The organism is Mesorhizobium sp. B2-7-3 (assembly GCF_006440715.1).
GTDB lineage: Bacteria > Pseudomonadota > Alphaproteobacteria > Rhizobiales > Rhizobiaceae > Mesorhizobium > Mesorhizobium australicum.
This window is the reverse complement of the sequence record NZ_VFTY01000010.1, coordinates 185,596-203,357: the sequence shown is the minus strand read 5'-3', so window position 1 is coordinate 203,357 and position 17,762 is coordinate 185,596. Positions and strand designations below refer to the sequence as shown.

At 63.8% G+C, this 17,762-nt stretch carries 11 protein-coding genes; 4 read left to right on the top strand and 7 right to left on the bottom strand.

Features of this window, described 5'->3' with window-relative positions; genetic code table 11:
• Nucleotides 1-131 precede the first annotated feature (131 nt).
• On the top strand, nucleotides 132-6,485 hold the full coding sequence (locus tag FJW04_RS22605; RefSeq protein WP_140716832.1) for a kinesin: 6,354 nt from the start codon (nucleotides 132-134) through the stop codon (nucleotides 6,483-6,485).
• Between the two features lie 102 nt (nucleotides 6,486-6,587).
• Here FJW04_RS22605 and FJW04_RS22600 read toward each other — a convergent pair whose 3' ends face one another.
• The 5 genes from FJW04_RS22600 to FJW04_RS22580 all read right to left on the bottom strand — a co-directional run bounded on the left by FJW04_RS22600 (nucleotide 6,588) and on the right by FJW04_RS22580 (nucleotide 11,048).
• Nucleotides 6,588-6,917 carry a hypothetical protein gene (locus FJW04_RS22600; protein WP_140716830.1) on the bottom strand — a complete coding sequence of 110 codons (330 nt, stop codon included), beginning with the start codon at nucleotides 6,915-6,917 and terminating at the stop codon, nucleotides 6,588-6,590.
• Nucleotides 6,918-6,970: 53 nt separating this feature from the next.
• A complete protein-coding gene (locus FJW04_RS22595; RefSeq protein ID WP_181166274.1) occupies nucleotides 6,971-7,549 on the bottom strand; it encodes an ABC-type transport auxiliary lipoprotein family protein in 579 nt (192 codons plus the stop codon).
• Between the two features lie 109 nt (nucleotides 7,550-7,658).
• Nucleotides 7,659-9,032 carry an MlaD family protein gene (locus tag FJW04_RS22590; RefSeq protein WP_140716826.1) on the bottom strand — a complete coding sequence of 458 codons (1,374 nt, stop codon included), beginning with the start codon at nucleotides 9,030-9,032 and terminating at the stop codon, nucleotides 7,659-7,661.
• Between the two features lie 14 nt (nucleotides 9,033-9,046).
• Complete coding sequence (locus tag FJW04_RS22585; protein ID WP_015317666.1) at nucleotides 9,047-9,856, bottom strand: ABC transporter ATP-binding protein; 810 nt, start codon at nucleotides 9,854-9,856, stop codon at nucleotides 9,047-9,049.
• Between the two features lie 4 nt (nucleotides 9,857-9,860).
• Entirely contained in the window at nucleotides 9,861-11,048 is a 1,188-nt protein-coding gene (locus FJW04_RS22580; RefSeq protein ID WP_140716824.1) for an ABC transporter permease, read from the bottom strand.
• A gap of 77 nt (nucleotides 11,049-11,125) precedes the next feature.
• On the opposite strand from FJW04_RS22580, the gene dgcA reads away from it, so the two are divergent.
• Nucleotides 11,126-12,109: an N-acetyl-D-Glu racemase DgcA gene (gene dgcA / locus FJW04_RS22575; protein WP_140716822.1), complete on the top strand. Its 984-nt coding sequence runs from the start codon at nucleotides 11,126-11,128 to the stop codon at nucleotides 12,107-12,109.
• Here the strand turns inward: dgcA and FJW04_RS22570 are convergent.
• Both FJW04_RS22570 and FJW04_RS22565 read right to left on the bottom strand, forming a co-directional pair.
• Nucleotides 12,080-13,294, bottom strand: coding sequence for an MFS transporter (locus FJW04_RS22570; protein WP_140716820.1), 1,215 nt, complete (start codon nucleotides 13,292-13,294; stop codon nucleotides 12,080-12,082). The two genes, dgcA and FJW04_RS22570, sit on opposite strands and share 30 nt — an antisense overlap.
• A gap of 130 nt (nucleotides 13,295-13,424) precedes the next feature.
• Complete coding sequence (locus FJW04_RS22565) at nucleotides 13,425-14,240, bottom strand: UDP-2,3-diacylglucosamine diphosphatase (RefSeq protein ID WP_140716818.1); 816 nt, start codon at nucleotides 14,238-14,240, stop codon at nucleotides 13,425-13,427.
• Nucleotides 14,241-14,360: 120 nt separating this feature from the next.
• Here FJW04_RS22565 and FJW04_RS22560 point away from each other — a divergent pair, with 120 nt between their 5' ends.
• Nucleotides 14,361-15,140 carry an SDR family oxidoreductase gene (locus FJW04_RS22560; RefSeq protein WP_140664287.1) on the top strand — a complete coding sequence of 260 codons (780 nt, stop codon included), beginning with the start codon at nucleotides 14,361-14,363 and terminating at the stop codon, nucleotides 15,138-15,140.
• 175 nt (nucleotides 15,141-15,315) lie between these two features.
• Nucleotides 15,316-17,640 carry an NADP-dependent malic enzyme gene (locus FJW04_RS22555; protein WP_015317660.1) on the top strand — a complete coding sequence of 775 codons (2,325 nt, stop codon included), beginning with the start codon at nucleotides 15,316-15,318 and terminating at the stop codon, nucleotides 17,638-17,640.
• Nucleotides 17,641-17,762: the final 122 nt, after the last annotated feature.

Sequence of the window (17,762 nt, the reverse complement as noted above, 5' to 3'; positions counted from 1 at the left end):
CCCGCGGAATGCATGTTTTCTTTACCCCCCTGTGTCATTACGATACGAGGGTCCATTTTCAGCCTCCTGCGCGGGGGTAAGACAAGCACAATTATAAGCCCCCGCGGCAGCTAGTACAGGGTAGCGAAGGCATGGCGAAGAAACCAACAACGACCAGAACTCTCGACAGCGACGTAGCCAGGGAACTCGAAAAAGCGCTCGATCTCGACCTGAGCGGCGATACCGATAGCGGCGACCTCGATATCGCGGCCTCGATGGAAGATCTGGAAGCGCAGATATCACAGGCCGCCGACGAACTGGCACGCGAGGGACGCAATCAGCAGCCGGCGCCCGTCGTCAATCAGCCCCAGGCCGCGAAGCCCGCGCCAAACGCCAAGCCGGCCGAACTTCGCCCGGTCGAGACGCGCAATGGTGGCCAGCCCGCCGGCTTCGCGCCAGCCAACGACGATCGTCAGAAAAATTACAAGACCCTTCTGCACAGCCTGAACAGGCGCGCCTCCAACACCATTTACTGGGTCATCGCCTTTGTCTCGCTTGCCTGGATCGCGGGCGCCGGCGGACTGGCGAACCTGCTTTTTGGACCGAGCATCTGGCGGATCCGCACGCTGGACCAGTTCTTCGCCCGCCCCGAACTGATCGGCCTTGCCGTCGCGGCTATCGTGCCTGTCATCCTGTTCTGGGCCTTCGCGACGATGATTCGCCGCGCTCAGGACATGCGCATCGCCGCGCAATCGATGACGGAAGTGGCCTTCCGCCTGACCGAGCCGGAAAACATGGCCCAGGATCGCGTCATGATGATCGGCCAGGCCGTCCGCCGCGAGGTGGCTGCCATGGGCGAAGGCATCGAACGCACCCTTGCCCGTGCCGTCGAACTGGAGACGCTGGTCCACAGCGAGGTCAACCAGATCGAGCGCTCCTATTCGGAAAACGAAACCCGCATCAGGTCGCTGGTCGACGGATTGGGCAGCGAACGCGAAGCAGTGGTCACCCATGCCGAACGCGTCCGCGCCTCGATCTCCGGCGCGCACGAGACGCTGCGCGATGAAATCGGCGCGGCAAGCGACATCATCCGTGACAGCATCCTCAACGCGTCGACCAAACTGTCGATGACGATCACCAATTCCGGCGACACGCTGATCGACCGCATCAACGAAAGTTCGATGTCGATCTTCGATTCGGTGGAGGGCCGGCTCGACAACATTACCGACAGGCTTTCAACCTCCGGCGAGGCTTTCGCCAGCCTGCTCGACACCCGTATCGCCAAGCTGACGGACACCACGGACGGCTTGACCCGTTCGTTGACGGACCTGCTCGACGATCGCACCACCGGCATGGTGTCGCTGCTCGGCGGCGCCGCGCGCACCCTCAATTCCGAGTTCGAGGCCAGCCTCAACGGCATCGAACGCACCTTGGCCGAACGCGGCCAGGCGCTGATCAGTGAATTTCAGACCCGCGCCGAAGCGCTGGACACCGGCACCCAGAAGCTCAATGCCGCGCTGGAAGCCCGCGCCCGCCAGATCAACGAAACGCTAGTCGAGCGCGCGCGCGAAATCGCCCACACCTTCGCCGAGAGCAAGGACACGCTGTCGGCCATGATCGATCAGGGCAAGACCCAGATCGGCGCCGACATGGCCGACATCGTCACCTCGACTTCTTCCATGCTCGAAGCGCGCGCCAGCGATTTCGCCGGCCGCATGGAGGCAGCCCGCCACGTCGTGTCGCGCTCCTTCGACGCCGACATCCAGCGGCTCGCCGACGCGCGCGTCGGTATCGAAGAAGCCGTCGAAAACCATAGCCGCAAGCTCTCCGAGAGCCGCGAGCGCATGGCGGCAGCCATGCAGGCGGACCTGGAGAAATTCGACGAAGGCCGCGCCGGCATCGATGCGGCGGTGACCAACCAGGTGCAGAGGCTGGCCGAAGGCCGCAGCCTGATAGCGCGTGCGCTCGAAGAAGACCTGCGCAAGGTCAACGAATCGCGTGCGGCCATCGATGCGTCGCTCGGCAGCCACCTCGAAAGGCTGGAAGAAGGCCGCAACCGGCTCTCACTGGCTCTCAACGAAGACTCCGGAAAATTGGTGCAAGCTCGTACCATCATTGATGAAATGGTGGCCGGGCATGTTGGAAAACTGGCCGAAGGCCGCAACATTTTGTCGCGCGCCTTGGAGGCCGATCTCGGCAAATTGTCCGAGAGCCGCGCCGACATTGACGGCCTTGTCGCCGGCCAGGTCGAGAAAATCGCCGAGGGCCGCGCGGTGCTCGCCAAGGCGCTGGAAAACGACATTGCTGGTATCAAGAACCTCATCGAGGCGCATTCGGCGAAACTGGCCGAGGACCGCACGCAGCTTGGCCGTTCGCTCGAAAGCGACCTGTCGGGGATACGCGGGCTGATCGACAGCCATTCGGGACGCTTGGCGGAAGACCGCAGCCTGCTGTCGCAGACGCTGGAAGCCGACCTCGCCAAGCTGGCCGAAAGCCGCTCCAGCATCGACGGTCTGGTCGCCGGCCAGGTCGAGAAGCTCGCCGAGGGCCGCGACATCCTCAAGCGTGCGCTGGAATCCGACCTCAATACGATCAAGAACGTCATATCGAGCCAGTCGGACAGGCTGGCCGAGGATCGCGGGCAGCTCTCACGTGTTCTGGAAGCCGATCTGCAGAATGTGAACAGCGTCATCGCCGACCACATGAACAGGCTGGTTCAGGATCGCTCGACCTTGTCGAAGGCGCTGGAGGACGATCTCGCCAAGCTGGCCGAAAGCCGCTCCGGCATCGACGGTCTGGTCGCCGGCCAGGTCGAGAAGCTCGCCGAAGGGCGCGATATCCTGCGCCGCGCATTGGAAGCCGACCTCAGCACGGTCAGAAACACCGTTGCCGACCAGTCCCAGAAGCTGGTCGACGACCGCGCCCAGTTCGCCCGCGCGCTGGAGGCCGATCTCGAAACTGTCAACAGCCTTGTCAACAGCCACTCGGACCGACTTGCCCAAGAGCGATCGACACTGTCAAAGGCGCTTGAGGCCGATCTCGAGGCTGTCGGCAGCCACGTCAGCAGTCACGCGGAACGGCTTGTGCAGGAGCGTTCGACCTTGTCGAAGGCACTTGAGGCCGACCTTGAGACTGTCGGCACCCACGTCAACAATCATGCGGAACGGCTTGTGCAGGAGCGTTCGACCTTGTCGAAGGCTCTCGAGGACGATCTTGCCAAGCTGGCCGAAAGCCGCTCCAGCATCGACGGTCTGGTCGCCGGCCAGGTCGAGAAGCTTGCCGAAGGCCGCGATGTCCTCAAGCGTGCGCTGGAGGCAGACCTTGCCAAGCTGGCCGAAAGCCGCTCCAGCATCGACGGTCTGGTCGCCGGCCAGGTCGAGAAGCTCGCCGAAGGCCGCGACATTCTCAAGCGTGCTCTCGAAGCCGACCTGCAGAAGCTGACCGAAAGCCGCGGCGATATCGACGATATCATCGCCGGACATGTCGGCAAGTTGTCCGAAGGCCGCAACATGCTCAGCCGCGCGCTGGAAGATGATCTCGGCAAGCTCGCCGAGAGCCGCAAGGAGGTCGATCGTTCGCTGTCCGGCCACATCGACCAGATCGCGGCCAGGAGCACGGACATTTCCGCCGCGATCGCCGCCGATGTCGACAAGATCGAGCAGGCGTTCAGCCGCCAGACCGGCATCATCGAGGAACGCGCCGGCACCATGGAGCGCGCGCTCTCGACTGGTGTCGACAACGTCCGCAACGTGCTCGAGAAGAGCGCTGTCTTCGTCGCCGGCGCATTGCGCGAAAAGGTGTTGGAAGTCACCAGCACGCTGCACGAACAGGCCGGTGCGGCTTTCAGCGACGCCGATCGCAAGATCGCCGAGCGCGCCGAGCAGACGTCCGCCGCCCTGCTGGCCCGGGCCGAAGACATCGCCCGCACCTTCGAGGAGGCCGATCGTCGCCTCCACGCCCGTGCGGAGGATACGTCGAACGCCCTGCTCGCCCGCGCCGATGACACCTCCAGCTCGCTGCTGGCCCGTGCCCACGAAACCGCCGATCAACTCGCTGCCCGCGCCGGCGAGATCGCCGGCACCTTCGACATGGCCGACCAGAAGCTTGCCGCCCGCGCCCAGGAAACCGCCGATCAGCTGGCCGCCCGCGCAAGCGAGATTGCCGGCACGTTCGACGCGGCCGACCAGAAGCTGGTCGCCCGTGCCGTGGAAACGGCGCAGTCGCTGGCCGCCCGCGCCGGCGACATCCTGCGGAACTTCGAAAGCGCCGACCAGCGGCTCGGCATGCGCATCGGCGAATCCGCCGAGGCGCTCGCCGCCCGCGCGTCGGACCTCGGTCGTATCTTCGATGCCGCCGACCAGCATTTGGTCTCGCGCATCGCCGAGGGTTCGGACGCGCTGTCCAGCCGGGCATCCGAAATCGCCCGCATCTTCGACGACGCCGACCAGCGCCTGGTTTCGCGCATCGCCGACAGCACCTCGACGATCGGCGAGCATGCGCAGACCATTGTCGGCGCCTTTGCAAGCACCGAGCAGCGGGTCGCCGATCGCGCCCGCCAGACCGGTCAGGAGCTGGCCGTGCACGCCCGCGAAATCGAGCAGGCACTTGCTGGCGCCGACGAGCGTCTTGCATCGAGCGCGGCGGCAGCGGCCGCCCGTGTCGAAGAACAGATCGCTGGGGTCGAAAACCGGCTCGCCTACACCACCGAGACGATGGGCCAGAAGCTCAACGAGCAGGTGTCGAGTGCCGAGGCACAACTCGTATCGCGTGCCAATGTGATCGCGGAAACCTTTACCGCGGTCGGACAACATATCGGCCAGAGCACCAATGACGCGGCCAAGACGATCGGCGCCAACACCCGCGAGCTCAACACCATGCTCGCGGCGCGGTCGGCCGAGATGTCGAAGATCCTCGACGAAACCGCGCGGCCTTTGGTCGAGCGCTTCGCCCAGGGCGGCTCGGAACTGCAGAAGAGCATGGAAGAGGTCACGGAACGCGCGACCGAGAAGCTGCGCAGCGAGAATGCAGCCCTGGTCAACGCACTGGCCAGCCGCACCGCCGAAACCTTGTCGGCGGTCGAAGGCGCCCGCTCGTCGCTGTCCGACAGCGTCGCCGATCTGATCGGCCGCATGACCAAGTCCAGCTCGCAGCTCGGTCAGCTGATCGAGCAGGCCGCGGTCAACCTCGGCGAGGTCGACGAACGTCTGACCGGCAGCACGCAAAGCTTCGCGGCGACCACCGAAAAGGCGGCGCAGACCTTTGCCAGCTCGGCGCGTCTGGTCGATTCGAACACGACGAGGCTGACGGAACTGTCGTCGTCGACCTTGCGCGAAGTCGCCTCGATCGCCACTAAGTTCGATGAACACAGCCGCTTGCTGGCCAGCGCCTCGGACCTGTTGAGCTCGGCCCAGAGCAACCTCGAACACACGCTGGAAAGGCAGTCCTCACTTGAGGACCTCGCCGTCGGCCTGGTCAAGAAGTCGGAAGATCTCGAACGGGTCATGCGCTCGTTCGAAAATCTCGTCGGCCAGACCCTGCAGAACGCCGAGGGCAAGACGATGGAGTCCGCCGACAAGATCCGCAACGCCATCACCGACGTCGTCGATTCGGCAACCAAGCGTTTCGCCGATGCGACCGAGGAGATGCGGCGCACCGCGGGCTCGATCAAGAGTGAACTCGACCTCACCCGCGCCGAGCTCAAGAAGGGCGTCATCGAGATGCCGGAAGAGGCAAAGGAGTCGACATCGGCCATCCGCCGCGCGGTTTCCGAGCAGATCAACGCCTTGAAGGAGCTTTCGGACATCGTGGCGAAGTCCGGTCGTGGCGGCGACACTTCAGAACCGCGCCCCTTGCGTCCTGCGCCGCAGGCGCCGGCCGCACGCGCCGCCGAGCCGCCCCGTCGCGCCCCGGCACCGCAGGCGGACCTGCGCCCGCCACAGGCCCCACTGGGCGGCGCGGGACTGCGCGGCACGCTCGATCTGGAGCGCCCGGCTGAGGCAGCACCGCGCCAGCGTGCCACCGACGCCACTGCCCGCGCGCCGCAAGGCGGCTGGGTGCGCGATCTCTTGACCGCGGCGTCGAACGATGCCGAGCTCAGGCCGGCGGCTCCCCAGGCGCCAGCGGAAGCCCCGCGCGCGGCCCCTGCCCAGCGTTCGCCGGCACATGTCGTGGAATCGCTGAACTCGCTGTCCGTCGATATCGCGCGGGCCATCGACCACGATGCCTCGATCGAGCTGTGGAACCGCTACCGCCGCGGCGAGCGTGACGTGTTCACGCGCAGGCTCTACACGCTCAAGGGCCAGCAGACGTTCGACGAAATCCGCCGCAAGTACCAAGCGGAGGCCGAATTCCGCACCGCCGTCGACCGCTATTGCGACGATTTCGAGAAGCTGCTGAAAGATGTCTCGCGCAACGACCGTGACAACATCATGGCGCAGACCTATCTCACGTCGGACACCGGCAAGGTCTACACCATGCTGGCCCATGCCAGTGGCCGCCTGCATTAGGCGGTCGGTAAGATCAAAGACGAAGTGAAAGGCGGGAGGTTTCCCGCCTTTTTCAACCATCACATTGCGTAGCTGCCACGCGGCGGTAGTGAGAGCCCGCAATCAACGGCCGTGTTCGGAAGCCGCTTCGGGATGCGAATCACGGGTTAAATTGGCTAGGGGCAATCCAAGGCCTCGCTGGTCGAGCCACGAAACTTGGCGTCCGTTTTCGCGAGCTGACAACAGTTCGGCATGCGCCATTTGCATCGCGAGCAACAGCGCCTGCACCTCATCAATCCCGTAGGCTTTCCGGGAGCGCAGACCTTCCGTCCACCCTATTTCATATCGGCATTGGAAGTCGCCACCCTGCTCGGGTTCTGGCCGGAAGAAACAGCACGGTACCTCCCTACCGTCTACCAGGAACAGTCTTCGGACAAAATCGACAGCAGCCATGCCATAAACTCCTCAGAACAGCGGCGGCTTTTCTGGGGCGTCGCGCCTGGCGCTCAGATCACCGAATCGGTCCAGCGAACGATCTGCTTGGCCGCATCGCCGAAGGCCGCGTCGAGCGCGCCGACATAGGCCGGGTTGCCGCTGCCCGAAACGGGTGCCGATGCGGTGAAGCTCTTCGACGCCTTAACTTCGCCGTTGCGGTCGTTGAGCAAGCGCACGAACAGGTTGACCTCGGCATGTTCGCCGCCATTGACGCGCACTTCGAAGGAGCGAACCTCGACGATCACCTGATAGTCGATCGCCAGCCCCTCGCCCGGCTTGCCGACGCCGGCAAAGCTGCCCGAGCGCTGGAACGTCTCGGCCAGCCGCGCCTGCACGATCAGCGGCAGGCGGTCGGCCCATTGCGCGCCCTTCAGATACTGGATCGAGCCGTCGGAGGGTTTGATGACGATGTTCTGGCTGTCCAGTGCCTTCAGCGCCGAAGGCTGGGCGATCAGGATTTGCTTGCGGCTGTGGCCATGCGCGTCGACCGAGGGCGCCGACAATTCGAACGTGTCGAGCGGTGCCGGCTTGCCGCCGAGCGCCGCGCAGCCGGCAACCGCCAGGACAAGCAGCGCCGCAGCCGATTTCAACCCGCCCGTTCCAAGCCTACTCAATCTCACGCGTGATCCCCGTTATCCCCTGATCGCAAGATCAACCCGCATTCACGAGCACTGTTCTTGCGGCGGGCCGATGCCGAAGTCAACGCCGCGCCCTGCCGTCGAACTGCCGAACCTCGCCGTCGCCGCCCGAAAGGATGCGCTGCGGATTGCGGCTGAGATCGGTCACCGCCTCCTCGATGCGGTTGATCGAGCGGCGGCTATCCTGCACCAGCGCCTCGACATTCTGCAGTCCCTGGCCCGAGAAGCGCGCCAGATTGTCGGTGATGACCCCAAGCCGGGCATTCAGCGTATCGGCGACCTGCTTGAACGATTTCAGCGTATCCCTGGCGTCGGCCATCACGCCGTCGGCCTGGCCCGAGCCGAGCAGCTTGTCGACCTTGGCGAGAATGCCGTCGACCCGCACCGAGGCGTCGTTGAGCCGTTGCGCCAGCTGCCTGGCGTCCTTGATCGTCTGGTCGATGTCGTCAGCCCGATTGGCGATCTTGCCGGTCACCTCCGCGATATCGGCAGCCGCCTTGTTGGCGCTGTCGCTGGCCTTCTGGATGTTGGCGAGCGCTTGGCGCACCTGCGCCGGATCGATGCCGTCGAGCACGCCGTCCACCTTGGCCAGCGTGCCTTGCGTCTGCTTGGCGAAATCGTTGACCGATCCCACCGCCGTATCGACGTTCCTGATCACACCGTCCAGCTGCTGCGAGGTTTCCTTGAGGTTCCCCGTTACCGCATCGACATTGGCAACGATGCTCTTGATCTTGTCCTTGTCGACGGCATTGAGCAGGCCTTCCGCTGCCTTCAACGTGCCGTCGAGCTTGCCTGAAACGCCTTTCAGCTCATCGGACAGCGCGCTGACGGCGGACAGGAATTTGTCGATGCCGTCGGAATTCCTGGCCAATGCATCGGAAAACGTCTGCACGTTGTGCACGGTCTGCGTCAGCGGCCCGCGTACGTCCTTGGTGAAGCCTTCCAGCTCCGACAGCACCTTGTCGGCGCGGGTGAAGATGTTTTGCGCCGTCTGCAGCAGATTGGTCACGGCGGAAGGATTGGCGACGATCTCGGCGACCTTGCCTTCCTTCTCGGCCTGGTCGAGCAGCTTGACTTCCTTGGGGTCGGCGCCCTTGAGTTCGATATTGGCCTGCCCGGTGAGGCCGGCGAGGCCGATATCGGCCTGCGTCGACTTGGTGATCGGCGTCATCCGGTCGATCTCGGTGTCGGCGATGGCGACAGTCGGATTGTCGACGTCGATATAGACGCGCTTGACGTCGCCGACCTTGACGCCGTTGAACAGCACGAAGCTGCCGCGGCCGAGACCAGAGGCCGAGCCCGGAATGCGCACCCGCAGCAGCGTCGTCTCGCCCCTGTCGCCGATCGCCGCCGTCCAATAGACGAAGGCGAACGCCGCCAGGATCGCAACCAGCGTGAAAATGCCGACAATGACGTAGTTGGCTCTGGTTTCCATTGCTTCACTTATGGCTATGCACGTGCGGCAAGATCAAGTTGCCGTGCGCGTTTTCCGCGGAAATAGGATTTTACCCACGGCTCCTCGCTCTTCAGCATGTCGTCGATCGTGCCTTCGACCAGCACCTTTTTCTTGCCGAGCACCGCCACGTGGTCGCAGGCGGTAAACAGCGTGTCGAGGTCGTGGGTCACCATGTAGACGGTCAGGTCCATGGTGTCGCGCAGCTTGACCACCAGTTCGTCGAACTCGGCCGCGCTGATCGGATCGAGACCTGACGTCGGCTCGTCGAGAAAAACGATGTCGGGATCGAGCGCCAGGGCGCGGGCAAGTGCCGCACGCTTGATCATGCCGCCGGAGAGTTCGGAGGGAAACTTCTGCGCCGCATCCGGCGGCAGTCCGACCAGCTCGATTTTCAGCAGCGCCAGTTCGTCCATCAGCTTTCTTGGCAGATCGAGATATTCGCGCATCGGCACCTGCACGTTCTCCATCACGGTCAGCGCCGAAAACAGCGCCCCATGCTGGAACAGAACGCCAAGACGCATGTCGATGCGCAGCCGCTCGAGATCGCTTGCCTTGTCGACGTCGACGCCAAACAGTTTGATTGTTCCCGACTGCTTGGGCATCAGTCCGAGAATGGTTCGCAACAGCACGGACTTGCCGGCGCCCGAGGCACCGACGAACCCCAGTATCTCGCCGCGCTTGATGTCGAGCGACAGTTTGTCGAGGATCAGCTTGTCGTCGATGGCAACGGTGACGTCGTGCACCGAAAGCACGATTTCGCTCTCGTGCGGCGCCTCAGTCGTGATTCCGTTTCCCTTTGCCATGTTACTAGAACTGGATCGCTGCGTAGAACATGGCGAAAAGTCCGTCGAGAATGATGACGACGAAGATCGACTTCACCACCGAAGCGGTCACGTGCTGCCCGAGCGATTCGGCACTGCCGCCGACCTTCATGCCCTCGACTGAAGCGATCGTGCCGATGATCATGGCCATGAACGGCGCCTTGATCAGCCCGGCGAAAATCGTGCTGAGATCGATTGCGACACGCAACCGGTCGATGAAGGCAGCGGGGGGGATATCGGAGTAGAGCCAGGCCGCGACAATGCCGCCGCCGAGCGCGGCGAAATTAGCGATGATCGTCAGACAGGGCAAGGCGATCACCAGGGCAACCAGACGTGGAAAGACCAGGACGCCGATCGGATTGAGGCCGATGACCTTCAGCGCGTCGACCTCCTCGCGCATCTTCATCGAGCCGATTTCGGCGGTGATCGCGCTGCCGGAGCGGCCGGCGATCATGATTGCCGTCATCAGCACGCCGAGTTCGCGCAGGATCAGCACGCCGACCAGGTCGACGACGAAGATGTCGGCGCCGAAATAGCTGAGCTGATAGGCACCCTGCTGGGCGACGATGGCGCCGACGATCGCCGACATAAGGACCACCACGGGGATAGCGCCGACGCCCATGCGATCGATCTGGTTGAAAATCGCCGCCGGGTTCACGGCATGGCCACGGCCGAGCTTCATCTGCGCGCCGCGGATGGTGGCGCCCAATATGTTCATCGAGGCGAGGAAATCGTCGCGCATCTCGTAGACGCGCCGGCCCACCGCCTCCAGTGCCCGAATGACAATGTTGGGCGGTCCCGCCGGTCCGGCTTCGGGTTCGCGCCGGACGGCCTCGCTCACCGCTTCGAGCAGGATGGAAGCGACGTCACTTTGGCCTTGCAGCCTTACCTCGACATTCTTCTTCTCGAAGACGCTGACCAAGCGGTCGATCAGCCAGGCGCCGGCGGTGTCGATCTTCTCGATTTTCGAAAGATCGAGCGCCAACATTTTGAAACCGCTTCGTTTCTCGATCTTGCGCATCTCGGCGTCGATCAGCGCCACCGTCCGCGTCGTCCAGATCCCGGAGAACGCACAGCCGAGGACCCTATCCTCCTCGCCGACCGCGACGCGCGGGTCGTGGTCAGCCCCCGAGGCGGTCGTGCCGCTTGCGTCGCGTTTGCCGATGGTCAACATGGCGTCCTGTTTAGCCTGATGGGTCCGACCTTGTCGATTTGCCGACAACCCTTCTCGCATAGCCGGAGCAGAAAAATATGGCGCGTGTCATTTCGGTCGAGGCCGAACGTTTTCCGATCGCCGGGACCTTCACCATTTCGCGCGGCTCCAAGACTGAGGCCGAGGTCATCACCTGCACGATCAGCGACAACGGCCATGTCGGTCGCGGCGAATGCGTTCCCTACAAGCGCTATGGCGAGACCATGGACGGCGTGAGCGGCGCGATCGCGGCGATGCGCGACCGGATCGCCGGCGGGATGGACCGTGCCGCCCTGCTCGACGCAATGCCTGCCGGAGCGGCGCGTAACGCTGTAGACTGTGCCCTGTGGGACCTTGAAGCCAAGATCAGCGGCAATCCGGTGGCGAACGCAATCTGGCCGGCCCCTTTGCATCAGCTCGAAACCGCCTACACGCTGTCGCTCGGCGAACCGGAGGCGATGGCTGCGCAGGCCCGCGCCAATGCCGGCAGGCCGCTGCTGAAGGTCAAGATCGGCGGCGACAACGACGCCGCCCGCATCCAGGCGGTGAGGCAGGCGGCGCCCGGGAGCCGATTGATCCTCGATGCGAATGAAGGCTGGACCGACGACAACATCGTCGCGAATCTCGCTTTTGCCGCGAAGCAAGATATCGCCTTGATCGAGCAGCCGCTGCCGGCGGGCCGTGACGGCATCCTGCGCCACATAGCCCATCCGGTGCCGATCTGCGCTGACGAGAGCGTCCATGAAGCAGGAAACCTCGAGGCGCTTGTCGGCCTCTACGACGCTGTCAACATCAAGCTCGACAAGTCCGGCGGGCTGACGGCGGCGCTCACCTTGCGCGACCGCGCCCGTGAGCTGGGTTTTGGCATCATGGTCGGCTGCATGGTCGGCACGTCGCTGGCAATGGCGCCGGCGGTGCTGCTCGCGCAAGGAGCGGATTTCGTCGACCTCGACGGCCCGCTGCTGCTTGCCCGGGATCGTGTGCCGGGTCTCGTTTACCAGGGATCGCTCGTCTCACCCCCGGACCCGGCTCTGTGGGGCTGAGCGCGCGGCAAACCCGATCAGCATAAGGCCGACGATCGCGATCGGGATCATCGCCAGGAATCCATCGACACCGAGACGGTCATAGAGCGGGCCGGAAACAAGCGTAACCGCGGCCATGAAGAAGCCGTTGAAGAAATAGGCGATGCCTTGCGCGGCACCCGTGCGCTCTTCGGAGACGGTCTCGCCGATCATTTTCTGCAGGCCGATCAGCACCATTGCGACAGACACCGAATGCAGCGACTGCACGGCAAAGAAGCCGGCGATGCCAAGGCCGAGCGGCCATATCAGTGGAAAGATGATCCAGCGCACGACGGAGCCGACGCCAGCAATCACCATCACCTTGACGACAGACACGGAGGCGAAAATGCGATTGAAAAACAAAAACATGCAGACTTCCGACACCACGCCCCACGCCCACAGCAGGCCGACAACGGAATCGCTGATGCCGATTGATTTCCAGTAAATGGAAACGAAACCGTAGAGGAAGGCGTGGCTGGCTGTAATGATGCCGACGCCAAGGGTGAAGGAGAGGAAATAAGCGTTGAACAGGCTTGGCGCCGCATGCTGGATTTCCACTGCCGACAGCGGCGAGGCCTTTCGCGGCCGTCCCATGCGCGGTGCCAGCAGGCCTGCGATGAGTGCCGCGCCAAGGGCAAGGAATATGATCACCGGGACGGCTCCAGGGCCACTGGCCGCCAGGATGAAACCGCCGGCGACATTGGCCAGGAGATAACAGATCGACCCCCATTTGCGCATGCTCGCATAATTGGCCCCGAAGCGGCGCACGCCCGAGAGCGCCAGCGAATCGGCGATCGGCGAATGTGGCGTCCAGACAATGGTCAGCACCAGCGACACCGCCAGCACCGTCGCGTATGTCGGGGTCAGGAAGTATCCCGCGGACAGCAGCAGCGATGCGGCGACGAGCACGACATAGACATCGGCGCGGTCCCTGGCTCGATCGGCAAGTGTGGTCAGCAGCGGCGTCGTTACGACGCGCAGGAACATCGGCGCCGCCAGGATGACGGCGATCTGCTCGGCATGAAACCCCTTGGCCTGCAACCAAAGCGGGAAATAGGGCAAATGGGTGCCAAGCGATATGAACAACGTGCCGAAGATCAGGCTCATGCGCAGTTCAAAACGGCTCGGCTTCACGAGTTGTTCGGGTGAAAGCGGTGGCAGCGGCATGAATCGATCCAATGACGCTGCGCTCAACGACCGGCGAGCAGCGCAAGCCGATCCTTAACATGAGCAAAAACCGGACGAAACCGGCTGGACCAGTCGATTAACACCAGAAATTGCAGGGCCGGCTTCCGCCTCAGGCCGCCTGCACCACCCTGTCCTCGATCAGCAGCGGGATGAAGGGCTCGTCAAGCGCTTCAGGCAATACATGCGCCCAGGTCAGGATTTCCATGCGGCCGTCGAAATGCTCGACCACGGCGGTGCAGCTCTCCACCCAGTCGCCGGTGTTGATATATTGTACGTCGCCATAGCTTTCGATGGCGGCATGGTGGATATGCCCGCAGATGACGCCGTCGACATGCGAGCGTCGCGCTTCCTCGCTGAGCACTGTCTGGAACGAGCCGATGAAGTTCACCGCCTTCTTGACCTTGACCTTGGCCCAGGACGAAAACGACCAGTAAGGCAGGCCGAGCAGCTGGCGCAACCGCGTGATCACCCGGTTGACTTGCATGGCGGCGTCATAAGCATGGTCGCCGAGATAAGCGAGCCAACGCTGGTTGTGGACTACGGTGTCGAACTGGTCGCCATGGATGACCAGCAGCCGCCGGCCATCGGCGGTTTCATGGATGGCGCGGTCGGCAACGACGATGCCGCCGAAATGCACGCCCTGGAACTGGCGGGCGAATTCGTCGTGATTGCCGGCGATATAGGTGATCGAGGCGCCCTTGCGCGCCTTGCGCAGCAGTTTCTGCACGACGTCATTGTGGCTTTGCGGCCAATGCCAGCTGCGCCTCAGGCGCCAGCCGTCGACGATATCGCCGACCAGATAGATGATGTCGGCATCGTGGTGGCGCAGGAAGTCGATCAGGAAATCGGCCTTCGCCGCCTTCGAGCCCAGATGGACATCGGAAATGAACATGCTGCGGAAAGTGCGGGGCTCTTGGCCTGACATCGCGGATTCACCCTTGCTTTCGAGCAGCCTATGCCCCGATTCATGCAACAACCGTATGACGGTTGCGATTGGTCCAGCGCTGGCGCTAGCCTGCCGGGCAAATCAAAGGAGAAAATCGTCATGGATCTCGGTATCCGCGGAAAGAAGGCCATCGTCTGCGCTTCGAGCAAGGGGCTTGGCCGTGGCTGCGCCATGGCGCTGGCCGAGGCGGGCTGCGACATCGTCGTCAATGGGCGCAATGCGGAGCTGGTCGCGAAAACCGCCGCGGAACTGCGCCAGCGCCATGGCGTGACGGTGACGGAAGTGGTCGGCGACGTTTCTAAGCCGGAGATACAGAAAGCGCTGCTCGCCGCCTGTCCGGAACCCGACATCCTCGTCAACAACAATGGCGGACCGCCATTGCGCGATTTCCGCGAACTCGATCGCGGAAAAATCCTCGAAGGCGTGACCCAGAACATGGTGACGCCGATCGAACTGGTTCAGGCGGTCATTGACGGCATGGCTGCGCGCGGCTTCGGGCGCATCGTCAACATCACCTCGCTATCGGTCTACGTCCCCATACCCGGCCTCGACCTGTCATCGGGCGCGCGCGCCGGCCTGACCTCGTTTCTCGCCGGCGTGGCGCGCACGGTGATCGAGCGCAACGTGACCATCAACAGTCTCTTGCCCGGCAAGCTCGACACTGACCGACTGCGCGGCCCGCATGAGGCTGGCACGCCAGAGGATCCCAAGGCGGCCGCGGCGCGCAAGACCCGCATCAGTGCCGACGTGCCGGCCAAACGGCTCGGCACGCCGGAGGAATTCGGCCAGATCTGCGCCTTCCTCTGCTCGGTCCATGCCGGCTACCTGACCGGGCAGAATATACCCGTCGATGGCGGTCTCTACGTCAGCGCTTTCTGACCGAAATGTCGGCAAAGCGGCGGGAAACATCCGGCATGCAACAGCCGTAAGTGCCTGACATCTAGAGATCTTCGACGCGCTGGCGCTTAAAGCTGCCGGCGCGTCAATTAGCGTCGCGAAAAACCTTGGCCTCATGCTAAAAGGACTCCCGAAGCAGGTTTCGAGGAGCGGCCGCATGGAAGGCGAGAACAAGAAAACGGCACGTTCGGACCTCGACGAAGCCGCGCTCTATTTCCACAAGCACCCGACGCCGGGAAAGCTCGAGATCCAGGCGACCAAGCCGCTCGGCAACCAGCGCGACCTGGCGCTCGCTTATTCGCCCGGCGTGGCGGCGCCTTGTCTTGAGATCCGCGACAATCCGGCAACCGCCGCCGACTACACGGCGCGCGCCAACCTCGTCGGTGTCGTATCGAACGGCTCGGCCGTGCTCGGCCTCGGCAATATCGGGCCCCTCGCCTCCAAGCCGGTGATGGAGGGCAAGGCGGTCCTGTTCAAGAAGTTCGCCGGCATCGACGTCTTCGACATCGAGATCGACGCGCCGGAAATCGAGCGCATGGTCGAAACCGTTGCCGCTCTGGAGCCGACCTTCGGCGGCATCAACCTCGAGGACATCAAGGCGCCGGAGTGTTTCGAGGTCGAGGAACGCCTGAAGGCTCGCATGAGCATACCGGTGTTCCATGACGATCAGCACGGGACCGCCATCATCGTCGCTGCCGCCGTGCTCAACGGGCTGGAATTCGCCGGCAAGACCATTTCGGACATCAAGGTCGTCACCTCCGGCGCGGGTGCTGCCGCACTAGCCTGTCTCAATCTTCTCGTTTCCCTCGGCGTGCGCGTCGAAAACATCTGGGTCACCGACCGGTTCGGCGTCGCTTACAAGGGCCGTGTCGACGAGATGGACCGTTGGAAAGACCCTTATGTGAAGGACACCGACGCGCGCACCCTGGCCGACGTCATAACGGGCGCCGATGTTTTCCTCGGTCTCTCCGCCGCCGGCGTGCTGAAGCCGGAACTGCTGCAACACATGGCACCGAAGCCGCTGATCCTGGCGCTGGCCAATCCCAATCCGGAGATCATGCCGGAAGTGGCGCGCGCGGCCCGTCCGGACGCTATGATCTGCACCGGACGGTCCGATTTTCCCAATCAGGTCAACAACGTGCTTTGCTTCCCCTACATCTTCAGGGGTGCGCTCGACTGCGGCGCCAGCGCCATCAACGAGGAGATGAAGATGGCGGCGGTGCGGGCCATCGCCGCCCTTGCCCGCGAAGAGCCTTCCGATGTCGCCGCGCGCGCCTATTCCAGCGAGACGCCGGTCTTCGGACCCGAATTCCTGATCCCCTCGCCCTTCGATCCGCGCCTCATCCTGCGCATTGCGCCGGCGGTGGCCAAGGCAGCCTGCGACACCGGTGTGGCGACACGGCCGATCACCGACTTCGCCGCCTATATCGACAAGCTCAACCGCTTCGTCTTCCGCTCCGGCCTGGTGATGAAGCCGGTGTTCTCTTCCGCCAAGGCCTCCAGCGCCAAGCGCGTCATCTACGCCGACGGCGAGGACGAGCGCGTACTGCGTGCCGCCCAGGTTGTGCTTGAGGAAGGCATCGCCGAGCCGATCCTGATCGGCCGGCCGCACGTCATCGAGGTCAGGCTGAAGCGCTATGGCCTGCGTATCAAGCCCGGGGTCGATTTCGGCCTGATCAACCCGGAGGACGATCCGCGCTACCGCCACTATGTCGACCTCCTGATCGAACTCGCCGGCCGCCGCGGCGTGACGACGGAGGCCGCACGCACCATGGTGCGCACCGACAACACGGTGATCGCCGCACTTGCGCTGAAGCGCGGCGATGCCGACGCCATGGTCTGCGGCCTCGAAGGCCGTTTCGAGCGGCATCTGCGCAATGTGACGCTGATCATTGGGCCGCGCACCGGCATCAAGGACCGAGACCTGTCGACGCTATCCATGCTGATCTCGCAACGCGGCATCATCTTCCTCACCGACACCCACGTCTCCGTCGACCCGACGGCCGACGAGATCGCCGAGATGACCGTGCTGGCGGCGGAAGAAATCCAGCGTTTCGGCATCGAGCCGAAGGCGGCGCTCTTGTCGCATTCGGATTTCGGCTCGCGCGATTCGCCGAGCGCCCTGAAGATGCGTCAGGCCGCGGCGATCCTGGCGCGCATCGCGCCGGAGCTGCAATGCGACGGCGAAATGCACGCCGATTCCGCTTTGTCGGAGCATCTGCGCCAGCGCGTCTATCCGCATTCGCGCCTGAAGGGCGAAGCCAATCTCCTGGTGTTCCCGAACCTCGATTCGGCCAACATCACGCTGACGGCGCTGCGGGCCATGATGGATGCCTTGCATGTCGGCCCCATCCTGCTCGGCACCGACAAGCCGGCGCACATATTGACTCCCTCGGTGACCTCGCGCGGTGTGGTCAACATGACGGCGCTGGCGGTGGTCGAAGCCGCGCATAAGGCCCAGGCGATCGCCAATCTGGACTGAACCGGCGGTCGCGATCGGATTGATCCGGCCCCGATTGAGGTGTGGTGGCGACGCGCCACGGACCGCATTGGCGGGATCGAGTGTTGCGAACCGACAACTCTTAACCGAGTAATCCGGCATCG

What these genes read in the sequence shown, in the direction of transcription:
- FJW04_RS22570 (WP_140716820.1), bottom strand. Translation starts at nt 13,294, where the DNA reads ATGCCGCTGCCACCGCTTTCACCCGAACAACTCGTGAAGCCGAGCCGT.
- FJW04_RS22580 (WP_140716824.1), bottom strand. Translation starts at nt 11,048, where the DNA reads ATGTTGACCATCGGCAAACGCGACGCAAGCGGCACGACCGCCTCGGGG.
- FJW04_RS22600 (WP_140716830.1), bottom strand. Translation starts at nt 6,917, where the DNA reads ATGGCTGCTGTCGATTTTGTCCGAAGACTGTTCCTGGTAGACGGTAGG.
- FJW04_RS22585 (WP_015317666.1), bottom strand. Translation starts at nt 9,856, where the DNA reads ATGGCAAAGGGAAACGGAATCACGACTGAGGCGCCGCACGAGAGCGAA.
- FJW04_RS22590 (WP_140716826.1), bottom strand. Translation starts at nt 9,032, where the DNA reads ATGGAAACCAGAGCCAACTACGTCATTGTCGGCATTTTCACGCTGGTT.
- FJW04_RS22560 (WP_140664287.1), top strand. Translation starts at nt 14,361, where the DNA reads ATGGATCTCGGTATCCGCGGAAAGAAGGCCATCGTCTGCGCTTCGAGC.
- dgcA (WP_140716822.1), top strand. Translation starts at nt 11,126, where the DNA reads ATGGCGCGTGTCATTTCGGTCGAGGCCGAACGTTTTCCGATCGCCGGG.
- FJW04_RS22555 (WP_015317660.1), top strand. Translation starts at nt 15,316, where the DNA reads ATGGAAGGCGAGAACAAGAAAACGGCACGTTCGGACCTCGACGAAGCC.
- FJW04_RS22565 (WP_140716818.1), bottom strand. Translation starts at nt 14,240, where the DNA reads ATGTCAGGCCAAGAGCCCCGCACTTTCCGCAGCATGTTCATTTCCGAT.
- FJW04_RS22605 (WP_140716832.1), top strand. Translation starts at nt 132, where the DNA reads ATGGCGAAGAAACCAACAACGACCAGAACTCTCGACAGCGACGTAGCC.